24 protein-coding genes are annotated in these 23,952 nt (G+C 72.0%); all 24 read left to right on the top strand.

Features of this window, described 5'->3' with window-relative positions:
- Positions 1 to 150 (top strand): ABC transporter permease subunit (locus tag HYV93_19365; GenBank protein MBI2528128.1); only part of this gene is annotated, 150 nt, incomplete at its 5' end.
- Positions 140 to 1,045 carry an ABC transporter permease gene (locus tag HYV93_19360; protein MBI2528127.1) on the top strand — a complete coding sequence of 302 codons (906 nt, stop codon included), beginning with the start codon at positions 140 to 142 and terminating at the stop codon, positions 1,043 to 1,045. The genes HYV93_19365 and HYV93_19360, both read left to right, overlap by 11 nt.
- 131 nt (positions 1,046 to 1,176) lie before the next feature.
- A complete protein-coding gene (locus HYV93_19355) occupies positions 1,177 to 2,619 on the top strand; it encodes an amidase (protein ID MBI2528126.1) in 1,443 nt (480 codons plus the stop codon).
- A 138-nt stretch (positions 2,620 to 2,757) separates the two neighbouring features.
- Entirely contained in the window at positions 2,758 to 3,204 is a 447-nt protein-coding gene (locus tag HYV93_19350; protein MBI2528125.1) for a hypothetical protein, read from the top strand.
- A gap of 114 nt (positions 3,205 to 3,318) precedes the next feature.
- On the top strand, positions 3,319 to 3,861 hold the full coding sequence (locus tag HYV93_19345; GenBank protein ID MBI2528124.1) for a prepilin-type N-terminal cleavage/methylation domain-containing protein: 543 nt from the start codon (positions 3,319 to 3,321) through the stop codon (positions 3,859 to 3,861).
- Positions 3,862 to 3,945: 84 nt separating this feature from the next.
- Entirely contained in the window at positions 3,946 to 4,731 is a 786-nt protein-coding gene (locus tag HYV93_19340) for a M48 family metallopeptidase (protein ID MBI2528123.1), read from the top strand.
- Between the two features lie 282 nt (positions 4,732 to 5,013).
- Positions 5,014 to 5,454 (top strand): division/cell wall cluster transcriptional repressor MraZ, encoded by a 441-nt coding sequence (mraZ, locus tag HYV93_19335; protein MBI2528122.1) that lies wholly within the window; start codon positions 5,014 to 5,016, stop codon positions 5,452 to 5,454.
- 6 nt (positions 5,455 to 5,460) lie between these two features.
- Complete coding sequence (gene rsmH / locus HYV93_19330) at positions 5,461 to 6,366, top strand: 16S rRNA (cytosine(1402)-N(4))-methyltransferase RsmH (GenBank protein ID MBI2528121.1); 906 nt, start codon at positions 5,461 to 5,463, stop codon at positions 6,364 to 6,366.
- On the top strand, positions 6,363 to 6,830 hold the full coding sequence (locus HYV93_19325) for a cell division protein FtsL (GenBank protein ID MBI2528120.1): 468 nt from the start codon (positions 6,363 to 6,365) through the stop codon (positions 6,828 to 6,830). Before rsmH ends, HYV93_19325 begins: the two co-directional genes overlap by 4 nt.
- Before the next feature lie 30 nt (positions 6,831 to 6,860).
- Entirely contained in the window at positions 6,861 to 8,870 is a 2,010-nt protein-coding gene (locus HYV93_19320; GenBank protein ID MBI2528119.1) for a transpeptidase family protein, read from the top strand.
- The gene (locus tag HYV93_19315; GenBank protein ID MBI2528118.1) at positions 8,867 to 10,372 is read left to right on the top strand and encodes a UDP-N-acetylmuramoyl-L-alanyl-D-glutamate--2,6-diaminopimelate ligase; all 1,506 of its coding nucleotides are present in this window, start codon (positions 8,867 to 8,869) and stop codon (positions 10,370 to 10,372) included. The genes HYV93_19320 and HYV93_19315 overlap by 4 nt, the downstream gene beginning before the upstream one ends.
- Before the next feature lie 8 nt (positions 10,373 to 10,380).
- Entirely contained in the window at positions 10,381 to 11,772 is a 1,392-nt protein-coding gene (locus tag HYV93_19310; GenBank protein ID MBI2528117.1) for a UDP-N-acetylmuramoyl-tripeptide--D-alanyl-D-alanine ligase, read from the top strand.
- A complete protein-coding gene (locus HYV93_19305) occupies positions 11,772 to 12,851 on the top strand; it encodes a phospho-N-acetylmuramoyl-pentapeptide-transferase (GenBank protein ID MBI2528116.1) in 1,080 nt (359 codons plus the stop codon). The genes HYV93_19310 and HYV93_19305 overlap by 1 nt, the downstream gene beginning before the upstream one ends.
- A 213-nt stretch (positions 12,852 to 13,064) precedes the next feature.
- Positions 13,065 to 14,453, top strand: coding sequence for a UDP-N-acetylmuramoyl-L-alanine--D-glutamate ligase (locus tag HYV93_19300; protein MBI2528115.1), 1,389 nt, complete (start codon positions 13,065 to 13,067; stop codon positions 14,451 to 14,453).
- On the top strand, positions 14,453 to 15,553 hold the full coding sequence (gene ftsW / locus HYV93_19295; protein ID MBI2528114.1) for a putative lipid II flippase FtsW: 1,101 nt from the start codon (positions 14,453 to 14,455) through the stop codon (positions 15,551 to 15,553). The genes HYV93_19300 and ftsW overlap by 1 nt, the downstream gene beginning before the upstream one ends.
- Positions 15,554 to 15,559: 6 nt before the next feature.
- The gene (locus HYV93_19290) at positions 15,560 to 16,957 is read left to right on the top strand and encodes a UDP-N-acetylmuramate--L-alanine ligase (GenBank protein ID MBI2528113.1); all 1,398 of its coding nucleotides are present in this window, start codon (positions 15,560 to 15,562) and stop codon (positions 16,955 to 16,957) included.
- A gap of 3 nt (positions 16,958 to 16,960) precedes the next feature.
- On the top strand, positions 16,961 to 17,842 hold the full coding sequence (murB, locus tag HYV93_19285; protein MBI2528112.1) for a UDP-N-acetylmuramate dehydrogenase: 882 nt from the start codon (positions 16,961 to 16,963) through the stop codon (positions 17,840 to 17,842).
- A gap of 28 nt (positions 17,843 to 17,870) precedes the next feature.
- Entirely contained in the window at positions 17,871 to 18,737 is an 867-nt protein-coding gene (locus HYV93_19280; GenBank protein MBI2528111.1) for an FtsQ-type POTRA domain-containing protein, read from the top strand.
- Positions 18,738 to 18,745: 8 nt separating this feature from the next.
- Positions 18,746 to 19,978 (top strand): cell division protein FtsA, encoded by a 1,233-nt coding sequence (ftsA, locus tag HYV93_19275; GenBank protein ID MBI2528110.1) that lies wholly within the window; start codon positions 18,746 to 18,748, stop codon positions 19,976 to 19,978.
- A 201-nt stretch (positions 19,979 to 20,179) separates the two neighbouring features.
- Positions 20,180 to 21,331, top strand: coding sequence for a cell division protein FtsZ (gene ftsZ, locus HYV93_19270; protein ID MBI2528109.1), 1,152 nt, complete (start codon positions 20,180 to 20,182; stop codon positions 21,329 to 21,331).
- 39 nt (positions 21,332 to 21,370) lie between these two features.
- Entirely contained in the window at positions 21,371 to 22,111 is a 741-nt protein-coding gene (gene pgeF, locus HYV93_19265; GenBank protein MBI2528108.1) for a peptidoglycan editing factor PgeF, read from the top strand.
- Between the two features lie 60 nt (positions 22,112 to 22,171).
- Complete coding sequence (locus HYV93_19260) at positions 22,172 to 22,864, top strand: YggS family pyridoxal phosphate-dependent enzyme (protein ID MBI2528107.1); 693 nt, start codon at positions 22,172 to 22,174, stop codon at positions 22,862 to 22,864.
- A 2-nt stretch (positions 22,865 to 22,866) separates the two neighbouring features.
- On the top strand, positions 22,867 to 23,682 hold the full coding sequence (proC, locus tag HYV93_19255; protein ID MBI2528106.1) for a pyrroline-5-carboxylate reductase: 816 nt from the start codon (positions 22,867 to 22,869) through the stop codon (positions 23,680 to 23,682).
- 1 nt (position 23,683) lies between these two features.
- Entirely contained in the window at positions 23,684 to 23,950 is a 267-nt protein-coding gene (locus HYV93_19250; protein ID MBI2528105.1) for a YggT family protein, read from the top strand.
- The last annotated feature ends 2 nt before the right edge of the window (positions 23,951 to 23,952 follow it).

Here is a 23,952-nt window from a genome sequence, read left to right as displayed (position 1 = left end):
GCCCGCTTCCTCGTGCAGGCCATCCTCTGGCGCGATTACCCCATCGTCCAGAACCTGGTGATGCTCATCGCCATCGTCGTCATCCTCTCGAACCTCGCCGTGGACCTCCTCTACGGGGTACTCGATCCCCGCGTGCGCTATGCCGGCTGAGCCCGTGGCCGAGAGCGCGCTCCGGCTGCCCGCTCGTCCCGCATCCCGGTCCGGGGTCTGGCTGACGCTCGCCCGCTTCTGCCGTAAGAAGCCGCTCGGCGCCGCCGGCGGGCTCGTCATGCTGCTCATCCTGGTCACGGCGATCTTCGCCGAGGTGCTGGCCACCCACGATCCCATCATGACGGAGGCGGCGGGGACGCTGGGGCGCCCCAGCTGGGAGCACTGGCTCGGCTCGGACCACCTGGGACGCGACATCTACTCTCGGATCGTCCACGGCGCCCGCGTGTCGCTCATCGTCGGCGTGGCGTCCACGCTGCTCGGCTCCGGGTTGGGCGGCGTCGTCGGCCTGCTCTCCGGCTACATCGGCGGCAAGACGGACCTCATCGTCCAGCGGGTGCTGGACATCCTGCAGGGCCTGCCGCTCCTGGTGCTCGCGCTCGTCATCTCAGCCGTGCTGAGTCCGTCGATCCAGAACGTGGTCATCGCGATCTCGGCCCCGATCATCCCGCGGGCCGCGCGCGTCATCCGCTCGAGCGTGCTCTCCATCCGGGAGATGCAGTACGTGGAGGCCGCGCGGGCCCTGGGGGTCGCCCATCTCCGGATCGCCTTCCTCCACATCCTGCCCAACACCATGGGGCCGTTCATCGTGCTGGCGACGGCCCAGCTGGGCAGCGCGATCCTCGTGGAGGCCACGCTCTCCTTCCTTGGGCTCGGCGTGCCCGAGCCCTACCCGTCCTGGGGACGCATGCTCTCGGTGTCGGCCGCCGAGTACGCCCAGAAGGCGCCGCACCTGGTCCTCTTCCCTGGGCTGGCGATCAGCCTGGCCGTGTTCGGCTCCAATCTGCTCGGGGATGCGCTCAGGGACACCCTCGACCCGCGTCTGAGGGGCGCCTGAGCGCAGCGCTCGCCGGGACGACCAGCGGTGACGGTGCCGGAGATCGGGGGAGGGGAGTCGAGGGGCGTGAACGACCGGCGGGGATGGGCGGGCGCCAGCCCGGGTGCCCATCCCAGATGAAGGAGACCCACATGGCCTCGGACGACCTCTGCTGGATGCCCGGCGCCGAGATGGCGGCCGCGATCAGGCGCCGGAAACTGTCGCCGCTGGAGGTGATGCGCGCGGTGCTGGCGCGCATCGAGCGCCTCAACCCCCGGCTCAACGCCTTCGTCACCCTCACCGCCGAGCAGGCCATCAAAGACGCCCGCGCGGCGGAGCGCGCGCTCATGCGGAGAGGTGCGAAGGTCGGGGCGCTACATGGCGTGCCCTTCTCCACCAAGGACCTGGTCATCACCAAGGGCATCCGCACCACGTTCGGCACCCGGCTCTATGCCGACAACGTACCCGCCGAGGACGCCCCGATGGTGGAGCGGCTGAGAGCTGCGGGGGCCATCCAGCTCGGCAAGACGAACACGCCCACCTTCGGCTGGATTGGCGCCACCCACAACCTCCTCTTCGGGATCACGCGAAATCCGTGGAACACCGACCGCACCCCCGGCGGCTCCAGCGGCGGGGCCAGCGCGGCGGTGGCGGCCGGCCTCGGCCCGCTGGCCATCGGCACCGACGGCGGGGGCTCCATCCGCATCCCTGCCTCCTGCACCGGCATCTTCGGGCTCAAGCCCTCGTTCGGCCGCATCCCGGTCTACCCCCCGAGCGCCGCGTGGAGCCTGTCGCACATCGGACCCATGACGCGCACCGTGACGGATGCGGCGCTGATGCTGAATGTCTGCGCCGGCCCGGACGAGCGGGACCAGTACTCGCTGCCGGCCGACGGCACGGACTACGTCAAGGCGCTCCGGGGCTCGCTCAAGGGGCTCCGGGTGGCGTGGTCCGCGGACCTCGGCTTCGCCAAGGTGGTGGACCCCGAGGTGCTGGCCGCGTGCGAGAAGGCCGCTCGACGCTTCCGCGACTTCGGCTGCCGCGTGGAGTCGGTGAACCCCGGCTGGCCGACGCCCAAGGACTGCTGGGAGGCCATCTTCTGCGGCGGCATCGCCACCCGCCTGGCGCCGTACATGGCCGAGCGCCGCGCCGACATCGACGCCGGGCTGGCAGAGGTCGTCGCCGAGGCGCTCACCTGGGGGCCCACGAAGTACGTGCAGGCCTGGTTCGACCGGCTCGCCTGGAACGAGCACGCGCGGCGTCTCTTCGAGAAGTACGATCTCCTGCTGACGCCGACCATCGCCACGCGCCCGTTCAAGGTCGGCGTGGACAACCCCACCGAGATCGCGGGGACGGCCATCGAGCGTTACGACTGGATCCCGTTCACCTTCCCCTTCAACATGACCGGCAACCCCGGCGCCTCGGCGCCGTGCGGCTTCACCTCGGACGGCCTCCCCATCGGCCTGCAGATCGTGGGGCGCCGCTTCGACGATGCCCTCGTGCTCCGCGCCGCGGCGGCCTTCGAGCAGGCTCACCCCTGGGCTGCCGCCAAGCCGCCCCTGGAGGGGTCAGGTCTTGCATTCCAACATCGGTAGGGGCGCCGTCTTGCATTGTGGTAGGGGTCAGGGCACCGGTCATCGTGTTCCGCCGGGAGCCCAGGAGCGGCGGGCCCGGGGCCACGCGTCCGTGTCGGATTGCAAGACCTGACCCCAGCTGTTGGTGGGCGCGGGGCAGTGGGCGCCCAGATCGCCATGCAGTCGGCGCTCCACATCACGCTCCACGATCTCAGTCCGGCGCTGTGCGAGAAGGGCATGGCGGGCAACCGCAAGCAGCTCGAGCGGCGGGTCGGGAAGGGGCAGATGACGAAGGAGCAGATGGAGGCGGCCCTGACGCGAGTGAGGCTCGAACCCGATCTCGAGCGCGCCGCCCGCGACACCGACTTCGTCATCGAGGCCATCGTCGAGCGGCTCGACCTGAAGAGGCCCTTCAAGCTCGGCGACCTCTCGGGGCTCGCCATCGGCTACAACGCCCGCCTCGAGGTCTTCAGCAGGACCGGGAACGAGAAGGACCGGCCGCCGCGCGAGCTGGAGAGGCGCGTCAAGCGCGGGGACCTCGGGCGGAAGACGGGCCGCGGGTTCTACGACTACTCGACGGATCCGCCCACGCCGATCCTCGACTGACACGCCGGCCGTCCAGGGGGCGACGGGCCGACCCGCTACCGGGGCGTATCGCTTTCGCGGCGTCCCGGAGAGTGGACATTGACGGCGCCCGCTGCCTGACCCACGCTGCGCGCCATGGAGGCGTGGCGCGCGGAGGCCGGCTTCTCGCTCGCGGAACTGCTCGCGAGCCTCGCCGTGCTGGGGCTTCTGATGGCCGCCGCCGTCACCGTGCTCGTGGCGGGGCAGGAGAGTTACCGTCTCGGTGCCGCGCGCATCGAGGCCCAGCAGTCGGCGCGGATCGCGCTCGAGCGCATGGCCAAGGAGCTGCGGGAGGCCGGCTATGACCCGGCCGGGGCGGGACTGGCCGCCGTGGTCGTCGCCGAGCCCACGCGGGTCGCCTTCCAGCGGGACCTCAACGCCAACGGAGTCGTTGATTCCACGCGCGAGCGCGTGACCTATCTGTTGCGCGGGAGCGTGCTCCGCCGGGAGGCCGGAGCCGGGGCGCAGCCGATCATCGAGGGCGTGCGGAGCCTCGTGCTCACCTACTTCGACCGGGCGGGGGTGGAGACCACCGATCCGTCCCGGGCCGCCGGGATCCGTATCCGTCTCGACGTGGGGCGCGCCGGCCCCGGATCGCTCATGGAGACCGAGGTCGCGCTGCGCAACCTGCGGGGGTGAGCCACGGCCCGTGCCGCCGGCGTCGGTGAAGCCCCGCCGCGGCGGCGCCCTGTGGCTGACGCTCGCATCTGGTAAGATCTGGCCATGCCTGACTTCAAGCACTATCCAGCCTGGGCGTGCCTCCTGCTGGTCGTCGGCATCGTCGTGGCCTGCCAGACCGTGCCCATCACGGGGCGCTCGCAGCTGCAGATCCTGCCGGAATCCGAGGAGATGCGGATGGGGGTGCAGTCCTACCAGGACATCCTCAAGAAGTCCCGCCTCTCCCCCGACCCGGCGCTCAACGAGATGGTCACCCGCGTGGGCAGCCGCATCGCCGCGGCCACGGGGCGGAGCTACCCGTGGGAGTACAGGGTCATCGAGGACAAGCAGGCCAATGCCTTCGCGCTGCCGGGTGGCAAGATCGCCGTCTACACCGGCATCCTCCCCATCACTCGCGACGAGGCGGGGCTCGCCGCGGTGATCGGCCACGAGGTGTCCCACGTGATCGCGCGTCACGGCGGCGAGCGCGTGAGCCAGCAGCTCGTGGTCCAGGTGGGGCTGGCCGGCACCATGGCCGCCCTGTCGAGCCGCGATCCCAAGACCGTGCAGGCGGTGGGCGCGCTCCTCGGCGCCGGCGCCTCGGTGGGGCTCCTCATGCCGTGGGGGCGCGCGCAGGAGTCCGAGGCCGACCACCTCGGCCTCATCTACATGGCCAAGGCCGGCTACGATCCGCACGCGGCTCGCGATCTCTGGGTCCGGATGGCCGAGGCCTCCAAGGGCCGCGGACGCCCCCCGGAGTTCCTCTCGACCCATCCCTCCGAAGCCACCCGCATCAGGCAGATCGAGGCCTGGATGCCCGAGGCCATGAGCCACTACACACCGGCGAGGTAGCGCGCCCCGCCCCATAGCCCCCGGGGGTATACCGGGGGCCCCCGGGGGGCTTCGCCGGGGGGGCGTGTCACCGCGCGTGGGGGCCACCCAATCCACGGTGGTCCCCGGCGCAGCCGCCACGACCTGTGGCCTTCTCCATCTGTAGGATTTCTCTAGAAAATTCCATCTTTTCGCTTGACAGCCCCTCCACCAGCGACTAGCATGGCCCTCCAAGTGGGATGAATTCCCACGAAGTGGAGGAAAACACCTCAGGCACAGGGGACTTCTCGCTCGGGGGGGGCGGTGTTTCGAGGGCATTTCAAGCACACGGTCGATCCGAAGGGCCGGCTCAGTATTCCGGCGAAGTTCCGAGAAGCCCTGTCGGACGACCACGGCGACAAGATGGTCATCGTTCCCCGCGGCGATGCGCTCGAGGTGCATCCCCTCAAGCTCTGGCACGCCCTCGAGGAGCGCGTGAACGCGCTGCCGAGATTTGATCCCGATCGGCGCAAGATCCAGTACGCGTACATCTCGCTGGCGCAGGACGTCACGCTCGATCCGCAGGGCCGCATTCAGATCCCTGCCGACTACCGCGAGCGCCTGGGGCTCGTGAGGGACGTGCTCATCATCGGGCTGATGGAGAAGTTCGAGGTCTGGGACGCGGAGCGCTGGGCGCACTTCGAGCGCGAGCATGGTGGACCGCTCGACGATGTGTTCGAGAGGCTGGCAGGCAAGGGGGTCTGAGGCGGCATGCAACGGGAGGCGATGGCGCACCTCCCGGTGCTGGTGGACGAGGTGACGTTCCTCTTGCGCCCCCGTCGCGGGGGCTGGGTCGTGGACGGGACGGTCGGCATGGGTGGACACGCTGAGCGGCTGCTGGAGAGCGCGCGTCCCGCGGCGCGGCTCCTCGGGCTCGACCGGGACCCGGAGGCGCTCGCGTGCGCCCGGCGGCGGCTCCAGCGCTTCGGCGACCGCGTGGTGCTCACCCACGGCAGCTTCCGCCACCTGAGCCGGCATGCCGCGGATGCGGGTGTGAGCGAGGCCGCCGCCATCCTGCTGGATCTCGGGCTGTCGTCCTCCCAGCTCGACGTGTCGGCGCGCGGCTTCTCCTTCCAGGGCGACGAGCTGCTGGACATGCGCTTCGATCCCACCCGGGGGGCCACCGCCGCCGACCTGCTCGGCTCGCTCCCGCAGCAGGAGCTGGCGCGCATCCTCTTCGAGTACGGCGACGAGCCCCACGCCCGGCGCATCGCCCGGCGCATCGTCGAGGCGCGGGAGCGGGCGCCGCTGCGCACGACGGCCGATCTCGTGGCCGTGGTGAAGCGGGGCGTGCCGCGCGCCGCCTGGTCCCACCGCACCCACGTGGCCACGCGCACCTTCCAGGCCCTCCGCATGGCCGTCAACGACGAGATTGCGGCGCTGGCCGAGGCCCTGCCCCAGGCGGCCGCGCTGCTGGCCCCGGGGGGCCGGCTCGGCGTCATCTCCTTCCACTCCGGCGAGGACCGTGTCGTGAAGCGCCACTTCCGGAGTCTCACGCGGGGAGGCTTCGCCGAGCTCGAGCCGTCCCCGATCACGCCCGGACCGGACGAGGTCAGAGACAACCCGCGCGCGCGGAGCGCCAAGCTCCGCGTGCTCGAGCGTCTGGAGGCAGCATGAGAATCGACGAGCGAGGGGGAGCAGAGGTCCGGAGGCACTGGACGGGGAGGCTGGACCCGGCCTCCCAGCAGGCGGCGCGGTTCCACCGCGAGCGTGACCGGCGCCGGCTCCGGGCCATGGGGGTGGGCGTGCTCTGCGCCAGCGTCCTGATGGCGATGGTGCTCGGCATCGTGGGGCTCAGGGTCCATCACGTGCGCCTGTCGTATCGCCTCGAGGCCCTGCGCGGGAGGCACGCCGCGGCCGACGAGCTGAACCGTCGGCTCCGCGTGGAGCTCGCGACGCTCGGGTCCCTGGCGCGCATCGAGGAGCGGGCCCGTATGGAGCTCGGGATGGTGCCGCCGGGGCGAGACCAGGTCCGGCTCGCGCGCGAGTTCATCCCCGCCGGCAGCGGCATGCCCCCCGCCACTCCGCCGCGCACGGCGTCGGCCCAGCCGGCGAGCCTCGCCGGGGCGCCCGCCCCCTAGCGTGACGCCGCCCGAGGCCGTGGACCCGCCATGAACCCGCGCCGGACGGATTCCCTGAGGATCCGGACGCTGATCGTCGCAGGCTGTCTCGCCTGCGCCTTCCTCGGGCTCGCCGGCCGGCTGGTCCATCTCCAGGTCGTCAGGCACGCGGAGTATGTCCGGCTCGCCGACAGCCAGCACGCCAAGGCCATCCCCCTCAAGGCGAAGCGCGGCCCCATCCTGGACCGCAACGGGCAGGTGCTCGCTGTCTCCTCGGCGGCCGAGACCCTCCTGGCGTTGCCGGGGCGTGTGGACGACGCCGGGCGTCTCGCCCGCCGGCTGGCGCCGATCCTGGACGAGCCGGCCGGGGACATCGCCCGGCGTCTCGAGTCATCGAAGCGCGTCGTCTACGTCAAGCGCCGGCTGCCACCCGCCGTGGCGCAGGCCGTGCGCGACCTCCGGGAGCCCGCGCTGGGCTTCGTCGAGGAGAGCCTCCGGCTCTACCCGAACCGCGAGCTGGCCGCCCACGTGGTCGGCTTCGAGGGCGGCGAGGGGAAGGGGCTGGGCGGGATCGAGCAGGCCTGGGACAGCCGGCTGGCGGGACAGGACGGCAAGGCGCTCGCGGAGCGCGACGCCCTCGGGCGGGAGGTCTCGGGGGCCCCGCGCGTCCTCAAGCCCGCACGCCCCGGGCAGGGTGTCGTCCTCACCCTCGACGCGACGCTGCAGTACATCGCCGAGAAGGAGATCGACGCCGCCTGGCGCCGCACACGCTCCAAGGCGGCCATGGCCCTCGCCATGGACCCCCGGACGGGCGAGATCCTCGCCGTGGCGATCCGCCCCACCTTCAACCCCAACAGCTTCGCGTCGGCCACCGATCACGAGCGCCGGAACCGCGCCATCACAGACCCTTTCGAGCCGGGCTCCACGTTCAAGGTGATCCTGGCCGCCGCCGCCCTCGAGGAGGGCGTGGCCCGGCCCGGCGACCGCATCTATGGCGAGAACGGGGCGATCAGGGTGGCCAGCGCGACGATCCACGACTGGAAGAAGTACGGGTGGCTCACCTTCGCGGAGGTGCTCCAGAACTCCTCCAACGTGGGCTCCATCAAGGTGGGACTCCAGCTCGGCAAGGAGCGCTACTACAAGCACATCACGGGCTTCGGCTTCGGTGCGCCGACCGGGGTGGGGCTGCCGGGCGAGAGCCGGGGCCAGCTCCGCCCGCCGGCGCGCTGGTCGGGGCTGTCGCTGGCCACCATGTCCATCGGCCAGGAGATCTCGGTGACGGCGCTGCAGCTGGTCGCCTCCTTCGCGGCCGTGGCCAATGACGGCCGCCTCATGCAGCCGCAGATCGTGCGGGCCGTGCTCGACGCGCAGGGACGGGAAGCTCGGGGATTCGAGCCGCAAGTGATCCGCCAGGCCATCGCGCCCGACACCGCGAGGGTGCTGACAGGGATCATGACGCGGGTGGTCAGCGAGGGGACCGGGCACAATGCGGCCATCGCCGGCTTCGACGTCGCGGGCAAGACGGGCACCGCCCAGAAGCTCGATCCTGCCACGCGGCGCTACTCGCGCGCCCCCGGCGTGCTGTCCTTCGTGGGGTTCGTCCCGGCCACTGACCCGAGGCTGGCCCTCCTCGTGATGCTCGACGAGCCCAGGAATGAGAAGTGGGGAAGCGAGGCCGCGGCGCCCATCTTCGCCGCCATCGGCCGCGAGGCGCTGCGCCACCTCCAGGTCCAGCCGCGCGACTCTCCTCCTATCCAGATCGTCCGGAGTGAGGGCGGAGCCGCGGCTGGTCCTGTCGCGACTGTGCTCGGCACAGCCGGCCCGATCCAGGCCCGGGCCCGACCCGCGGCCTTCGTGCCGGACGCGGAGGGGCCCAGCACCATGCCGTCCCTCCTGGGGTTGTCTCTCCGTCAGGCCATGGAGGAGCTGGCCCCGACCGGAGTCGCCGTCGAGATCGCCGGCCGCGGCATCGTGATCGCCCAGTCCCCGCCACCGGGCGCTCCGCTCCCGGAAGGCGTGCCGTGCCGCCTCACCCTGGCCTCCCCCGCAGCGGGGCGATGAGGGGAGCCGCCGTGGCCACGTCCACGCTTCTCGAGGCCCTGCCCGTGAAGACGGTGCACGGGGCCCTGCCGGCGACTGTGAGCGGCGTCGCCTACGACTCCCGCCGGGTGGCCCCGGGCGACCTGTTCGTGGCGGTGCCCGGGCTCAAGCAGGACGGGCGGCGCTATGTGGCCGATGCGCTGGCGCGTGGCGCCTCGGCCGTGGTGCTCGAGGGGCCCGGCTCGCTGGCCGGCAGCCCGGCCGCGCACATCGTCGTCCCCTCCGCCCGCGAGGCGCTGGCCCGGCTCGCTGACGCCTATTACGGCCATCCGTCGCGGGCGCTCACCGTGGTCGGCATCACCGGGACCAATGGCAAGACGACGACCTCCTTCCTCGTGGAGGCCCTCCTCCGGGCCGGGGGGCACCGGACCGGGCTCATCGGCACCATCGAGTACCGCATCGGGGAAGAGGCCATGACGGCCGGGCAGACGACGCCCGAGTCGGTGGAGCTGCAGTCGCTCCTCGCGCGGATGCGGCAGGCGGGCGTGACGGCAGTGGCCATGGAGGTCTCCTCCCACGCGCTGTCGCTCTCCCGCACCGACGGGACCCAGTTCGACGTGGCGGTCTTCACCAACCTCACCCAGGACCACCTGGACTTCCACGGCACGCTCGCGGAGTACCGCCGCGCCAAGGCCCGGCTCTTCGGGCTCCTGGCCGCCGGGGTCAAGCCCCGGCGCACGGCCGTGATCAATGCCGACGACCCGGCGGGTCTCGCCATGGTGGCGGGGCTCGATCTGCCCACGCTGACCTTCGGCATGAGCCCGACGGCGACGGTGCATCCGCTCCAGGTCACCTCGGGCGAGGATGGCATCGACATGCGGGCAGAGACGCCCGGCGGCCCGGTGGCGCTGACCTCGCCGCTGGTGGGCGAGCACAACGTGATGAACCTCCTGGGCGCGGTCGCCGTGGGTTCGGCCCTGGGCATCCCGCCGGATCTGGCGGGCCGGGCCCTCTCCGGGGTCGCGAGCGTCCCGGGACGCTTCGAGCGGGTGGAGGCGGGGCAGCCCTTTCTCGTGATCGTGGACTACGCCCACACCCCGGACGCGCTGGAGCGGGTCCTCGCCACGGCCCGCAAGCTCGTGGGTGCCGCGGGGCGGCTGGGGGTGGTCTTCGGATGCGGGGGCGACCGCGACCGCGGCAAGCGTCCCGTCATGGGTGGCATCGCCGCGCGGCTCTCAGACCGGGTGTGGGTCACCTCCGACAACCCCCGGAGCGAGGAGCCGGAGGCGATCATCGCGGAGATCGCGACGGGCATCGTGGGGGCCGGCCCGGGCGCTGCCCGGCATGTTACGATTCCGGACAGGAAGACGGCCATCCGCGACGCGCTCGGGTGGGCCCAGGCCGGCGACGTCGTCGTGCTCGCGGGCAAGGGTCACGAGACCTACCAGATCATCGGTTCCCAGGTGCTTCCTCTCGACGACCGAGCCGTGGCCCGGGCGGTGCTGGCGGAGCGGACATCATAAGGAAACGTGTGTCGATGTTCAGCGTGGAAGACGTGGTGCGCGGGACCCAGGGGGCGCTGGTGGGCGGCGACCTCGGCCTGCGCGCCACCGGCATCTCCATCGACAGCCGGAGCCTGCGCGTCGGCGAGGTGTTCTTCGCCATCCGGGGCTGGCAGCAGGACGGGCATGCCTTCGTCCGGGACGCCGCGGCCCGTGGTGCCGCGTGCCTCGTTGTGCACTCGCTGCCCGATGACCTGCCCCCCGGCGTCCCGGTCGTGCTGGTGGACGAGACGACGCGCGCCCTGGGGCGGCTGGCGGCCTACCACCGCGCCCGCTTCACCATCCCCGTCGCCGCGGTGACCGGCTCCAACGGCAAGACCACCACGAAGGAGATGGTGGCGGCGGTGCTCGAGACCCTCGGCCCCGTGCTCAAGCCCCAGTTCTCCTTCAACAACCAGTGGGGGCTGCCCCTGACGCTGCTCCAGCTGGATCCCCAGCACCGGGCGGTGGCGCTCGAGCTGGGGTCCAACCGTCCTGGGGAGATCGCCGCCCTGGCCGAGATCAGCCGTCCGACGGTGGGCGCGGTGACGACCGTGTCGAGCGCCCACACGGAGTTCCTCGGGTCGCTGGACGGCGTGCAGGCCGAGAAGGAGGCGCTGGTCGCCGCCATCCCGCCCGAGGGTGCGGTGGTGCTCAACGCCGACGACCCGCGCGTGTGGGCCATGCGCGCGGTGAGCCGCGCGCGAGTGCTGAGCGTGAGCGCGAAGGAGCCCGCCGACGTGCGCGCCGTCGGCATTCCGGCGGAGACGGAGGGGGGGCTGGCGGTCACCCTCGAGATCCGCGGCGCGCGCCGGACGGCCCGGCTGGCCTTCGCAGGCCGCCACAACGTCACCAATGCCCTGGTGGCCGCGGGCGTCGGGCTCGCGCTGGGCCTGCCGCTGGCCGGGATCGCGGGTGGACTCGAGGCGGCGTGCCCCGCCAAGGGGCGCTGCGTCTGGCGGAGCGCCGGGGCGCTCAAAATCCTCGACGACACCTACAATGCCAACCCCGCCTCCGTACGCGCGGCGCTTCAGACGCTCGCCGCCGCGCGCGAGGCGCAGCGCCTGATCGTGGTGCTCGGCGACATGCTGGAACTCGGTGACATCGGTGAGGAGGCGCACCGCGACGTGGGGCGCGCGGTGGCCGCCTCCGGCGCGGCCGAGTTCCTCGGGGTCGGCCGCCTGGCGCGCTTCGCGGTGCAGGGCGCGCGGGAGGCGGGACTGGCAGAGGTTCACCACGCCGGCACCTTCGAGGACACGGTGGCGTTCCTGCTCAAGCGGCTCGCCCCGGGCGACGCGGTCCTCGTGAAGGGCTCCCGCGGCATGCGCATGGAGCGGGTGGTGGACGCCCTCCTGGCCCGGTTCGGAGGAGACGATGCCTGATGCTCTACCATCTCCTCGTCCCGCTGGCCCGGGACCACATCGTCTTCAACGTCTTCCGGTACATCACGTTCCGGACGGCGATGGCGACGGTGACCGCCCTCGTCATCTCCTTCGCGCTGGGGCCGTGGCTGATCGGGCGGCTCCGCGCGATGCAGCACGGCGGCGAGACGATCCGCGAGGACACGCCGGAGCGGCATCGGGCGAAGGCGGGGACGCCGACCATGGGGGGGCTCGTCATCCTGGCGGCGATCCTCGGGTCCACGCTGCTCTGGGCCAATCTCAGGAACCGCTACGTGTGGACGGTCGTGACGGCCACGGCGGGCCTCGGGGCCATCGGGTTCCTGGACGACTGGCGGAAGCTCCGCACGCGGAAGGGTATCTCGGCGCGCCAGAAGTTCGGCGCCCAGATTCTGCTCGTGGGGCTCCTCATGGCCTCGCTCTTCGTCTGGCCGGTGGACGGGTTCACCACCGGGCTCGCGATCCCCTTCTTCAAGGGGTGGCTGCTGACGCTCGGGTGGCTCTGGATCCCCTTCGCGCTGCTGGTGATCGTGGGGGCGTCCAACGCCGTGAACCTCACCGACGGCCTCGACGGGCTCGCCATCGGGCCCATCGTGATGGCCGGCGGCGCCTTCGCGGTCATCGCGTACTTGACCGGCAACTTCCGCGCCGCGGAGTACCTGCGCATCCTGAACGTCAAGGGCACCGGCGAGCTGACGATCGTCTGCGGCGCGCTGGTGGGGGCGGCGCTGGGCTTCCTCTGGTTCAACTCCTACCCGGCGCAGGTCTTCATGGGGGACGTGGGATCGCTGGCGCTCGGCGGGGCCATCGGCACGCTGGCGGTGCTCACCAAGGCCGAGCTGCTGCTGCCCCTCATCGGGGGCATCTACGTGGTGGAGGCGGGATCGGTGATCATCCAGGTGGTGTCGTTCAGGCTCACCGGCCGCCGCGTGTTCCGCATGGCGCCGCTCCACCACCACTACGAGCTCTGCGGCTGGGCGGAGCCGAAGATCATCGTCCGCTTCTGGATCGTGTCGTTCATGCTGGCGCTCCTGGCGCTCACCACGCTCAAGCTCCGATGAGGCGATGAGATGCTCAGGACCGACACCCCCGTCACGCCCGAGAGCCGCGACCGGACCGACAGCCGCGACCTCACGGGAAGCCGCGACGAGACCCACAGCCGCGACGAGACGGCCCGCCGCGACGCCACGGGGCGCCGTGACCCTCTCGCCCACGCTCAACATGCCGAACGGCATGTTGAACATGGTGACGTTGAACATGGTGGGGACGGTCTGATGCGCGGCGTCGCCTACCGGCAGTGGCTCAACGGCAAGACTGTGGCCGTCGTCGGCCTGGCCCGGAGTGGTGTGGCCGCCGCCCGGCTCGTGGCGCGCCTCGGCGGGCGTGTGCTCGCCTCCGACGCGGCGCCGCTCGCCGCCTGGCCCGTCGAGGCGCGGGCGCTCGCCCGCGAGGGACACGCCATCTGGGCGGGTGGACATCCGGCGGCCGCCTTCAGCGGGGCGGACCTCGTCGTGGTGAGCCCGGGCGTGCCTTTCGACCTGGCCGCGCTCGCCGCCGTCCGCGCGCGGGGCGTGGAGGTGATCGGCGAGCTCGAGCTGGCGTGGCGGGTCATGGAGTCGGACGTCATCGCCATCACCGGGACCAACGGCAAGACCACCACGACCGCGCTCACGGGCGAGATCCTCCGGAGCCAGCCGCGCCCGGTGCTGGTTGGGGGCAACATCGGCACCCCGCTGTCGGCGCAGGCGCTCGACTGGAGGTCTGACGGCCTCGTGGTGGCCGAGGTCTCGAGCTTCCAGCTTGAGGCCACCCGGCGCTTCCGGCCGCGGGTGGCCGCGGTGCTGAACCTGACTCCCGACCACCTGGACCGTCACGGCACCTTCGAGCGCTACGTCGAGGCCAAGGCCCGCGTCTTCGCGCAGCAGACGGAAGCCGACTGCACCGTCCTCAACGCCGACGATGCGCCGACGGCGGCCCTGGCCGCCCGGACCGCGGCGCGCGTGATATGGTTCAGCCGCCGGCGAGTGCTCGCTCACGGGGTGTTCGTCCAGGACGATCGGGTCGTCGCCCGGCTCAACGGCCGCCCGGAGTCCCTCTGCCCCGTGTCGGAGATCCGGCTGCGCGGCCAGCACAACGTGGAGAACGTGCTGGCGGCGGCGGCCTGCGCCCTGTGGACGGGCATGGACCCCGGCGCGATCCGGACGGGCATTGCCTCCTTCCGCGGTGTCCCGCACCGGATCGAGCGCGTCCTCGACGTCCGCGGGGTGACCTACTACAACGACTCCAAGGGGACGAATGTCGCCTCGACCGTCACCGCCCTCGGGAGCTTCACCGAGCCCGTCGTCCTCATCGCGGGCGGCAAGGGCAAGGGGCAGGACTTCGCGCCGCTTGCTGCGGCCGCCCGCGGCCGGGTCCGGCACGCCGTGCTGCTCGGGGAGGATCGTGACCGGGTCCGCGGAGCCCTGGCCGGCCTCGGCATCGTCATCGAGGACGCCCCCTCCCTGGAGGCGGCCGTCACCGCCGCCGCGGCCGCCGCCCGGCCGGGGGACGTGGTGCTCCTCTCCCCGGCATGCGCGTCCTGGGACATGTTCCAGAACTTCGAGCACCGGGGCGAGGTCTTCAAGGCCGCGGTGCGGGCTCTCGACCAGGGAGGGGTGCGCTGATGCCCCGCAAGCTCAGCCCCGACCCCTGGCTCTTCGGCGTGGTGCTGACCCTGGTCCTCTTCGGAGTGGTGATGGTCTACTCGGCCAGCGCCATCATCGCCGCCGACCGCTTCGGCGATCCGCTCTTCTTCCTGCGGAAGCAGCTCTTCTGGGCGCTGCTGGGGGCCGGCTGCCTCTGGGCTGCGATGCGCCTCGATTACCGGACGCTCGCGCGGCTGGTGGTGCCGCTGCTGGCACTGTCCTTCGTCCTCCTCGTGCTGGTGCTGGTCCCGCCCTTCGGCCAGTCCATCAATGGCACGCGGCGCTGGTTCCGCGTGGGCCCGCTGTCGTTCCAGCCGGTGGAGCTCGCCAAGCTCTCGCTCGTGCTCTACCTGGCGGCCTTCCTCACCCGGCGCCCGGGGGCCGTGCGGAGCTTCGGCCGGGGACTCCTGCCGCCGCTGCTCGTGGCGGGGGCCATGGCCGGGCTCACGATCTTGCAGCCCGATCTCGGCAACAGCCTCACCCTCGTCGTCCTGGCCATGGCGCTGGCCTATCTGGCCGGTGCGCGTGCCTCCCACCTGGCGGTGGTGGTGATGGCAGCGCTCCCCGTGGTGGCGGTGCTCGTGACCATGACGCCCTACCGCTGGCGGCGCATGGTGGCTTTCGTGCGCCCCTGGGATGATCCGCAGGGCAGCGGCTTCCAGATCATCCAGTCCTTCCTGGCGCTGGGCTCCGGCGGCTGGCTCGGGCGCGGCCTCGGCGAGTCGAAGCAGAAGCTCTTCTACCTCCCGGAACCCTACACCGACTTCATCTTCGCCATCATCGGCGAGGAGCTGGGGCTCGTGGGGGGGCTCGGCGTGATCCTGCTGTTCGCCGTGGTGATCTGGCGCGGGCTCCGGGTGGGGCTCCGGGCGCCGGACGCCTTCGGCAGCTACCTGGCGCTCGGCCTCACCCTGCTGGTGGCCACGCAGACGCTGGTGAACCTGGGCGTCGTGATGGGGGCGCTCCCCACCAAGGGGCTGCCGTTGCCCTTCATCTCCTTCGGAGGATCGGCCTTGCTCATGACCATGTTCTCGGCCGGCGTGCTGCTCAACATCTCCCAGCACGCGAGCGCCGGATGACGAGCCATGTTTAAGAAGTATCAGCAGATCCACTTCGTCGGCATCGGTGGCGTCGGGATGAGCGGCATCGCGGAGGTGCTGCTCACTCTCGGCTACCGCGTCACGGGCTCCGACATGAGGCGCGGCGAGGCCATCGAGCGGCTGGAGCGCCTGGGCGCCAAGGTGTTCACCGGCCACCAGCCCGTCCACGTGGAGGGCGCCCATGTCGTCGTGTACTCCTCCGCCGTGGCACGCGACAACGTCGAGGTCCAGGTCGCGCGGCAGCGCGGCATCCCGGTGATCCCGCGTGCCGAGATGCTGGCGGAGCTGATGCGGCTCAAGTACGGCATCGCCATCGCGGGCACCCACGGCAAGACGACGACCACCTCGATGGTGGCGGCCGTGCTCGGGGCGGGCGGCTTCGATCCCACGGTGGTGGTGGGCGGGCGCGTGCACGGGCTCGGCGCCAATGCCAGGCTCGGCCAGGGCGAGTTCCTGGTGGCCGAGGCCGACGAGTCCGACGGCTCCTTCCTCAAGCTGTCGCCCACCATCGCCGTGGTCACCACGGTGGACGCCGAGCACCTGGACCACTACGCCGATCTCGACGCGATCCGGGCCGCGTTCCTGGACTTCGTCAACAAGGTGCCGTTCTACGGCGCGGCGGTACTCTGCCTCGACCAGCCGAACATCCAGCAGATGATCCCGACCGTCGAGAAGCGCGTGGTGACCTACGGGCTCGAGTCGGGCGCCGACCTCACGGCGCGGCGGCTCCAGTTCTCGGGAGTCAACGCTCAGTTCGAGGTGGTTCACCGCGGCCGGGTGCTCGGGCCGGCCTCGCTCCAGGTGCCCGGGCGCCACAATGTCCTCAACGCCCTGGCCGCCGTGGCCGTTGGGCTCGACCTCGAGGTGCCGTTCGCGTGCATCCAGCGGGCGCTGGGGGGCTTCTCCGGCGTCCAGCGCCGCTTCCAGGTCCGGGGGGAGGCGCAAGGCGTCCTGGTGGTGGACGACTACGGCCACCACCCCGCCGAGATCCGGGCGACCCTGGCTGCCGCCAAGGCCGGCTTCGACCGGCGCGTCATCACGGTGTTCCAGCCGCACCGCTACAGCCGCACGCACCACCTCCGCCAGGAGTTCCTGACGGCCTTCTACCAGTCCGACGTGCTCCTGGTGATGGATATCTATCCCGCCGGCGAGGCGCCGATCCCGGGCGTGCATGCGCGTGATCTGGCCGACGGCATCGCCGCCCACGGCCATCGCGAGGTCCTCTACCTGGACGGTGACCGGCACGGCATCCTCGACTATCTCTGCGAATCCACCCGGCCCGGGGACCTCGTCCTCACCCTCGGGGCCGGTGACGTGGGCCAGCTGGGCGCCGAGTTCCTGGCGCGCCTGGGCGACGCTCGCGACCCGTCGAACAGGAGGTAGGGCATGCTTGGAGAGATCCGCGGCGAGGTGCGGTTCAAGGAGCCTCTCAGCTTCCACACGTCCCTGCGCATCGGAGGGCCCGCCGACTTCTTCATCGTCCCCCAGGACGTGGACGACATCCGGCTGGCGCTGGCCTTCGCCGACAAGGAGTTGCTCGCCGTGGAGGTGATCGGCGGGGGCAACAACCTCCTGGTCCGGGATCGCGGCATCCGCGGGGTGGTCCTCAAGCTCGAAGGCTGCCTGGGGCGCGCCGAGTTCCACGGGGAGGAGGCCGCGGCGGGCGCCAGCGTGAGCCTGTCCGGGCTCATCCGCGAGGCGGCGGCCCTCAACCTTGGCGGCCTCGAGTGCCTGGTCGGGATCCCCGCCACCATCGGCGGCGCCGTGGCCATGAACGCGGGCACCCCCGACGGGTGGATCGGTGATTTCGTCTCGGCGGTGTACTTCCTGCACCCCGACGGGGCGCTCGGCGAGTTCAAGCCGGGGCCCGGCGCCTTCGGCTACCGCATGTTCGCCGCGCCCCCCGGGGCCGTGCTCATCGGGGCGCGCCTGCGGCTGCACCGGCGGCCGCACGCGGAGATCCAGAAGGAGATCAAGCAGCGCCTCAAGCAGAAGAAGGCCACGCAGCCCCTGGCGCTGGCCTCGGCTGGCTGTGTCTGGAAGAACCCGCCGGGGGAGGCGGCCGGGCGGCTAGTAGAGAAGGTGGGGCTCAAGGGCAAGCGCCTCAACGGCGCCGAGATCTCGGCCAAGCACGCCAACTTCATCGTGAACCGCGGCGGCGCCACGGCAGCCGACATCCTCGCGCTGATGGAGACGACGCGGGAGCGCGTGCAGCACCAGTTCGGCATCACCCTGGAGCCGGAGGTTCGCATCGTGGGAGAGGGATGAACGAGGCCGGGACGCGGGGGGCTGCCTGATGCCAGGACGGCTGTCCGTCCTGTCCCCGCGCGGGACCGAGCACGGGCTCGGAGACCTGGCCACCCCGAGCCCCCTGATCACGCGCCAGCGCGTGGGCCGGCGGCGCCCCCGCCTCCGGGCGGGCGGCCGCGTGCGCCAGCTGGGTCGCGCCGCGCTGGTGCTGGCCCTCGGCGCCGCGATTCTGGGAAGCGGCGCCCTCGGGGCCGGCTGGCTCCTCACCGCGCCCCGCTTCGCCGTGGGCCGCATCGAGGTGCAGGGCAATGTCCGTCTCGACCGTGCGGAGATCGTCGCGGCCTCCGGGCTCGCCCCCGGCGTGAACCTGTTTCGGGTGGATCCGCGGGCCGCGGCCCTCGCCGTGGAGACCTTGCCCCAGGTCCGCCGCGCCGAGGTGATCCGTGCCTTCCCGAACCGTCTCACCATCGTGGTTGACGAGCGCCGCCCCTTCACGCTGGTGCACGCGGGCAAGCTCCACTGGGTCGACGAGCAGGGGATGCCGATGGCCCAGGAGCCTCGTGCCGTGGCGGTCGGGCTGCCCGTGATCAGCGGGCTCGGGCCCGAGGAGCTCGCGGCGGCCCAGGGCGCGCCCTCGGGGCGGCTCGCGACGGGCGTCGCCCTGATCCGCCTGCTGCTGCGCTCCGGGAGTCCCCTCACCAGCCAGATCTCCGAGATCGACGTGAGCCGCAGCGAGGGCCCGGTGCTCTACACCGTGGACGGGATCGAGGTGCGGATCGGCGGCGAGGACTGGGATGCCCGGATCGCGCGGCTCCTGAGCGTGCTGGCGCAGGTCGCCTCCTCGGGCCAGCCAGTGAGCGCCATCGATCTGCGCTTCCGCGACCAGGTGGTCCTGAGACCCGCGGTCAAGTGAGGAGGCGCATGGCGAGAGCCAGGGGGAGGCAGATCACCGCGGGACTCGACGTGGGGACGACCAAGATCTGCTGCGTGATCGCTGAGTGGGCGCCCGCCGGGGGCCTCGACATCGTCGGCATCGGCGTGAGCCCCTCCCGGGGCTTGCGCAAAGGCGTGGTGGTCAACATCGACTCCACCGTGGAGTCCATCAAGCAGGCGGTGGCCGAGGCCGAGCAGATGGCGGGCATCGAGATCACCGGCGTGGTGGCCGGGGTGGCCGGGGGCCACATCCGCGGGCTCAACAGCCGGGGTGTCGTGGCCGTGTCAGGCAAGCACCGGGAAGTCAGCCAGACCGACATCGACCGCGCGCTGGATGCGGCCAAGGCCGTCAACCTTCCCCAGGACCGCGAGGTCATCCACGTCCTTCCGCAGACCTTTGTCGTGGACGACCAGGACGGCGTCAAGGAGCCGCTGGGCATGTCAGGGGTACGGCTCGAGGTCGAGGTACACCTCGTCACGGGCGCCGTCACCTCGGTGCAGAACGTCATCCGGAGCGTGAACCGGGCAGGCCTGCAGGTGCAGGACCTCGTGCTCGAACCGCTGGCCTCCGCAGAGGCCGTGGTCTCGGCCGAGGAGAAGGAGCTGGGGATCCTGCTCATCGATCTGGGCGGGGGCACCACCGACGTGGCGCTGTTCCGGGACGGCGCCGTCTGGTACACGGGGATCCTCCCGCTCGGAGGGGATCACATCTCCAACGACATCGCCGTGGGGCTGCGCACGCCCACCGCCGACGCGGAGGAGCTGAAGAAGCGCCACGGCTGCGCCCTGACGGCGCTGGTCCGGGAGGACGAGACCATCGAGGTGCCCTCCGTGGGGGGGCGCAAGCCCCGCCATCTCTCGCGCCAGATCCTCTCGGAGATCGTCCAGCCACGGGTGGAGGAGATCTTCACGCTCGTGGCGAGGGACCTGGCGCGCGCGGGACTGCAGGATGTGGCCTCCGCCGGCGTGGTGGTGACGGGGGGGACCTCGATCATGCACGGCGTGCCGGAACTGGCCGAGCAGGTCTTCGACCTGCCCGTGCGGCAGGGCCTGCCGGCTGGCGTCGGGGGGCTCGCGGACGTGGTGCAGAGCCCCATCTACGCGACGGCGGTGGGGCTCGGGCTGTACAGCGCGCAGGGTCGGAAGGGCGCCGCGCCGCTGGACGGAGGCGAGGGGCCGCTGGGCGAGCGCGTCCGCGCCTGGCTCGGCCGGCTGTTCTAGGGGGGGGCGGACGGGCGCCGGGCGCCAAGGGGATGAATGGGCGAGCGTGAACAACCGGCGGGGATGGGCGGGCGCCAGCCCGGGTGCCCATGGCCGGCTGGACGGCGACGGGCGCCAAGGGGATGAATGGGCGAGCGTGAACAACCGGCGGGGATGGGCGGGCGCCAGCCCGGGTGCCCATCCCAGATAATGGAGGCGCGCATGGAGCAGGGACGGGGGCGGCGGCCGAGGTTCGAGCTGGACGAGGAGCGCGAGGTGGCCAAGATCAAGGTGGTCGGTCTCGGCGGCGGCGGGTCCAATGCCGTGAACCGCATGATGGCCGCGCGCTTCACCGGGGTCGAGTTCATCGTCGCCAACACCGACGCCCAGGCCCTGCGCGCCTCGCCGGCCCCCATGAAGATCCAGCTCGGCGCCCGGCTCACCGGCGGGCTCGGCGCTGGCTCCGACCCCGAGGTGGGGCGAAACGCCGCCCAGGAGGACCGCGAGCAGATCAAGCAGCTCCTCCAGGGCGCCGACATGGTCTTCGTCACGGCGGGCCTCGGCGGCGGCACCGGCACGGGCTCGGCGCCCGTGGTGGCCGCCGTCGCGAAGGATCTCGGGATCCTCACCGTGGCCGTGGTGACGAAGCCCTTCTCCTTCGAGGGACGAAAGCGGGCGCAGCAGGCGGACGTCGGGCTCGCCGAGCTGCGCAGCGTTGTGGACACGCTCATCAGCATTCCCAACGAGCGGCTCCTGGCCGTCGTGGACCGCGGCACGCCGCTGCTCGAGGCGTTCAAGGTCGCCGACACGGTGCTGCTCCAGGCCGTGCAGGGCATCTCGGACCTGATCCTCGTGCCCGGGCTCATCAACCTGGACTTCGCAGACGTGCGGACGATCATGTCCGGCATGGGCATGGCGCTCATGGGTGCCGGCACCGGCAAGGGGGAGCACCGCGCGCTGGACGCTGCGCAGAAGGCCGTGGCGAGCCCCCTGCTCGACGAGACCTCCATCGATGGGGCCCGCGGCATCCTCATCAACTTCACCGGCGGCCCGGACCTGTCCATCCACGAGGTGGTGGAGGCCGCGAAGATCGTCCAGGAGGCGGCTCACGAGGACGCCAACATCATCTTCGGCGCCGTCATCGACGAGGGCCTGCGCGACGAGGTGCGCATCACCGTGATCGCCACTGGCTTTGCCGAGCGCTCGGTCGCGGCGGACCCTGCGGGGAAGGTGGTCGAGATGCCCCGTGCTCCGCGCACCCCGTCGTCGCCCTCCTGGCGCCGCCCGGCGGTGGCGGGCCCGCGCGCCGAGCTTGGGGAGCCGCTGGAGGAGGACCTCGACGTCCCCGCCTTCCTCCGCCGGCAGGCAGACTGAGCGGATCTGCCCGGGCCGGCGTGAGAGAATGGGGGCGGCATGACGGGACGCCCGGCCTTTCTCACCTCGCCCCTCCTGGAGGCCGCGCGAGTGCCTCATCTCTTCACGACGCGGCACTTCCCCCGCCTCGAGCGCGCCGCGAACGGGGGCTCGCCGTTCGGCCCGGCCGCCTGGACGCTCCTGGGCGCGCGCGGGCTCCTGCTTGAGCCGCCGGCCTTCGCCCGGCAGGTGCACGGCGCGGAGGTGGTCGAGGCGCGCGCGGGCGGCTCCGTCGGCAGGGGCGACGCTCTGGTCAGCGACCGTCCCGGCCTGCCGCTGGCCGTCTTCACCGCGGACTGCCTTCCCATCGTTCTCTTCGACCCGGCCGGAGGCCGGCTCGCCGTGGCGCATGCCGGCTGGCGGGGGACGGTGCAGTCCGTGGCGCGCGCCGTTGCCGACGCCCTGGCGCGCGCCGGGGCTCCGCGCGAGAGCCTCCTGGCTGCCATCGGTCCCTCCATCGGCCCGTGCTGTTACGAGGTGGATCTCCCCGTCATCCAGGGCCTGAGGAGCGCCTTCCCCGGTGCATGGTCGGGCTGGGTCACCCCCACCGGGCCGGGGAAGTGGATGCTCGACCTGTGGAAGGCCAACGAGGACCAGCTGCGCTCTGCCGGTGTCGATCCCTCCAGGATCGACAACCTGCGGCTCTGCACGGCCTGCCGGCTGGACCTCTTCTTCTCCTACCGGCGCGAGGGCAAGGGAGGCAGCCTCGCGACGGTCGCGGCCGTCCCCGCCTCCTCCTGAGGCCGCGCCCCCCGCGGGCGGGCCGGCATGCTAGAATCGCGCAGCCGGAACAACGGGCGCATGCTGGAGATCCGGGAGAACGTCGAGCGGGTTCGGGCTGCCATCGAGCGCGCATGCCTCCGAGCGGGCCGCGATCCGCGCGAGGTGCTCCTGATCGCTGTGTCGAAGACGGTGGACCCCACCCGCATCCGCCTCGCGGTGGACGCGGGCGTGCCCGCGCTGGGCGAGAACCGGGTGCAGGAGGCGAAGGAAAAGATCGCTCGCCTCGGCCATCCGGTGCCATGGCACCTGATCGGGTCGCTGCAGACCAACAAGGCCAGGGAGGCCGTGCGCCTCTTCGACTGCATCCAATCGGTGGACAGGCTGGAGCTGGCGCGGGAGCTGGACCGCCGCGCGCAGGCCGCCGGCCGGATCGTGGAGACGCTCTTCCAGGTGAACGTGGGGGAGGAGCCCCAGAAGGGCGGCGTGGCGCCTGCCGAGCTCAGGGCCGTGCTCGAGCAGGCGGCGGAGCTGCCGGGGCTGCGCATCCGCGGGCTGATGGCCATCCCGCCGCTCGGGCCGGATGCCGAGGCGGCGCGCCCGCACTTCCGCCGGCTGCGCGAGCTGCGGGACGCCGCGGGGCTTCCGCACCTGTCCATGGGCATGAGCGGCGACTTCGAGGTCGCCATCGAGGAGGGAGCGACCATGGTGCGCGTGGGCACGGCGATCTTCGGCCCCCGGCAGCACCCCGCCCCGGAGGGAGTGACCCGGTGACCATCAAGGGCAAGCGGATCGGTTTCCTGGGCGCAGGGAATATCGGCGAGGCGATGATCCGGGGCCTGCTCCAGGCGGGGCTCGTCCCCGCGCAGGATATCGCGGCCAGCGATGCCCGGCCGGAGCGCCTGGCCCAGATCGCGCGGCAGTACGGCATCCGGGCCTGCGGCGACAACCCGACCCTGGTCCGCGAGTCCCACGTCATCGTCCTGGCCGTGAAGCCGCAGATCATGGCGGCGGTGTGCGCGGAGATCGCCCCGACCGTGGACAGGAGCAAGCTGATCATCTCGCTGGCGGCCGGTGTCGCCACCACCACGCTCAGGCAGCAGATGCCCCGCGTGGAGCGCCTCATCCGCGTCATGCCCAATACGCCCGCCCTGGTGCTGGAGGCGGTGACGGCCATCGCGCGCGCCGACGGGCTCGAGCGGGGCGACCTGGAGACGGCCCAGGAGCTCTTCGGCGCGGTGGGGCGTGTGGTGGTCCTCGAGGAAGAGGCCCTGGATGCCGTGACGGGGCTCTCGGGCTCCGGCCCGGCCTACGTGGCCATCGTGATCGAGTCGCTGGCCGACGGCGGCGTGAAGATGGGCCTGGACCGGGCCACGGCCATGACGCTGGCCGCCCAGACCGTGCTCGGCTCGGCCAAGCTCATCCTCGAGACGGGCACCCACCCCGGGCAGCTCAAGGACATGGTCGCCTCGCCGGGCGGGACCACCATCGCCGGCATCTCGGCGCTGGAGGAGGGCGGCCTGCGCCGGACCTTCATCAGCGCGGTGGAGCGGGCGACGCTGCGCTCCCGCGAGCTCGGGAAAGGACGCTGACGTGCTCGGGTACACCATCGTCGGCCTGGTCAGCGAGCTCCTGCAGCTCTACACGTACGTGATCATTGCCGCGGCGCTGATCACCTGGGTGAGCCCTGACCCGCGCAACCCCATCGTTCGCTTCCTCCATCGGGTCACCGAGCCCGTGCTCCGGCCGGTGCGTGAGCTGTTGCCCCCCTGGAAGACGGGGGGCCTCGACATCTCCCCGATGATCGTCCTGGTGGCGATCCAGGTTGTGCGCTGGTGGATCCTGCCGTTGCTGTACTGAGG

The organism is Candidatus Rokuibacteriota bacterium (assembly GCA_016188005.1).
Lineage (GTDB): Bacteria > Methylomirabilota > Methylomirabilia > Rokubacteriales > CSP1-6 > UBA12499.
This window is presented reverse-complemented; position numbering and strand designations above follow the sequence as displayed.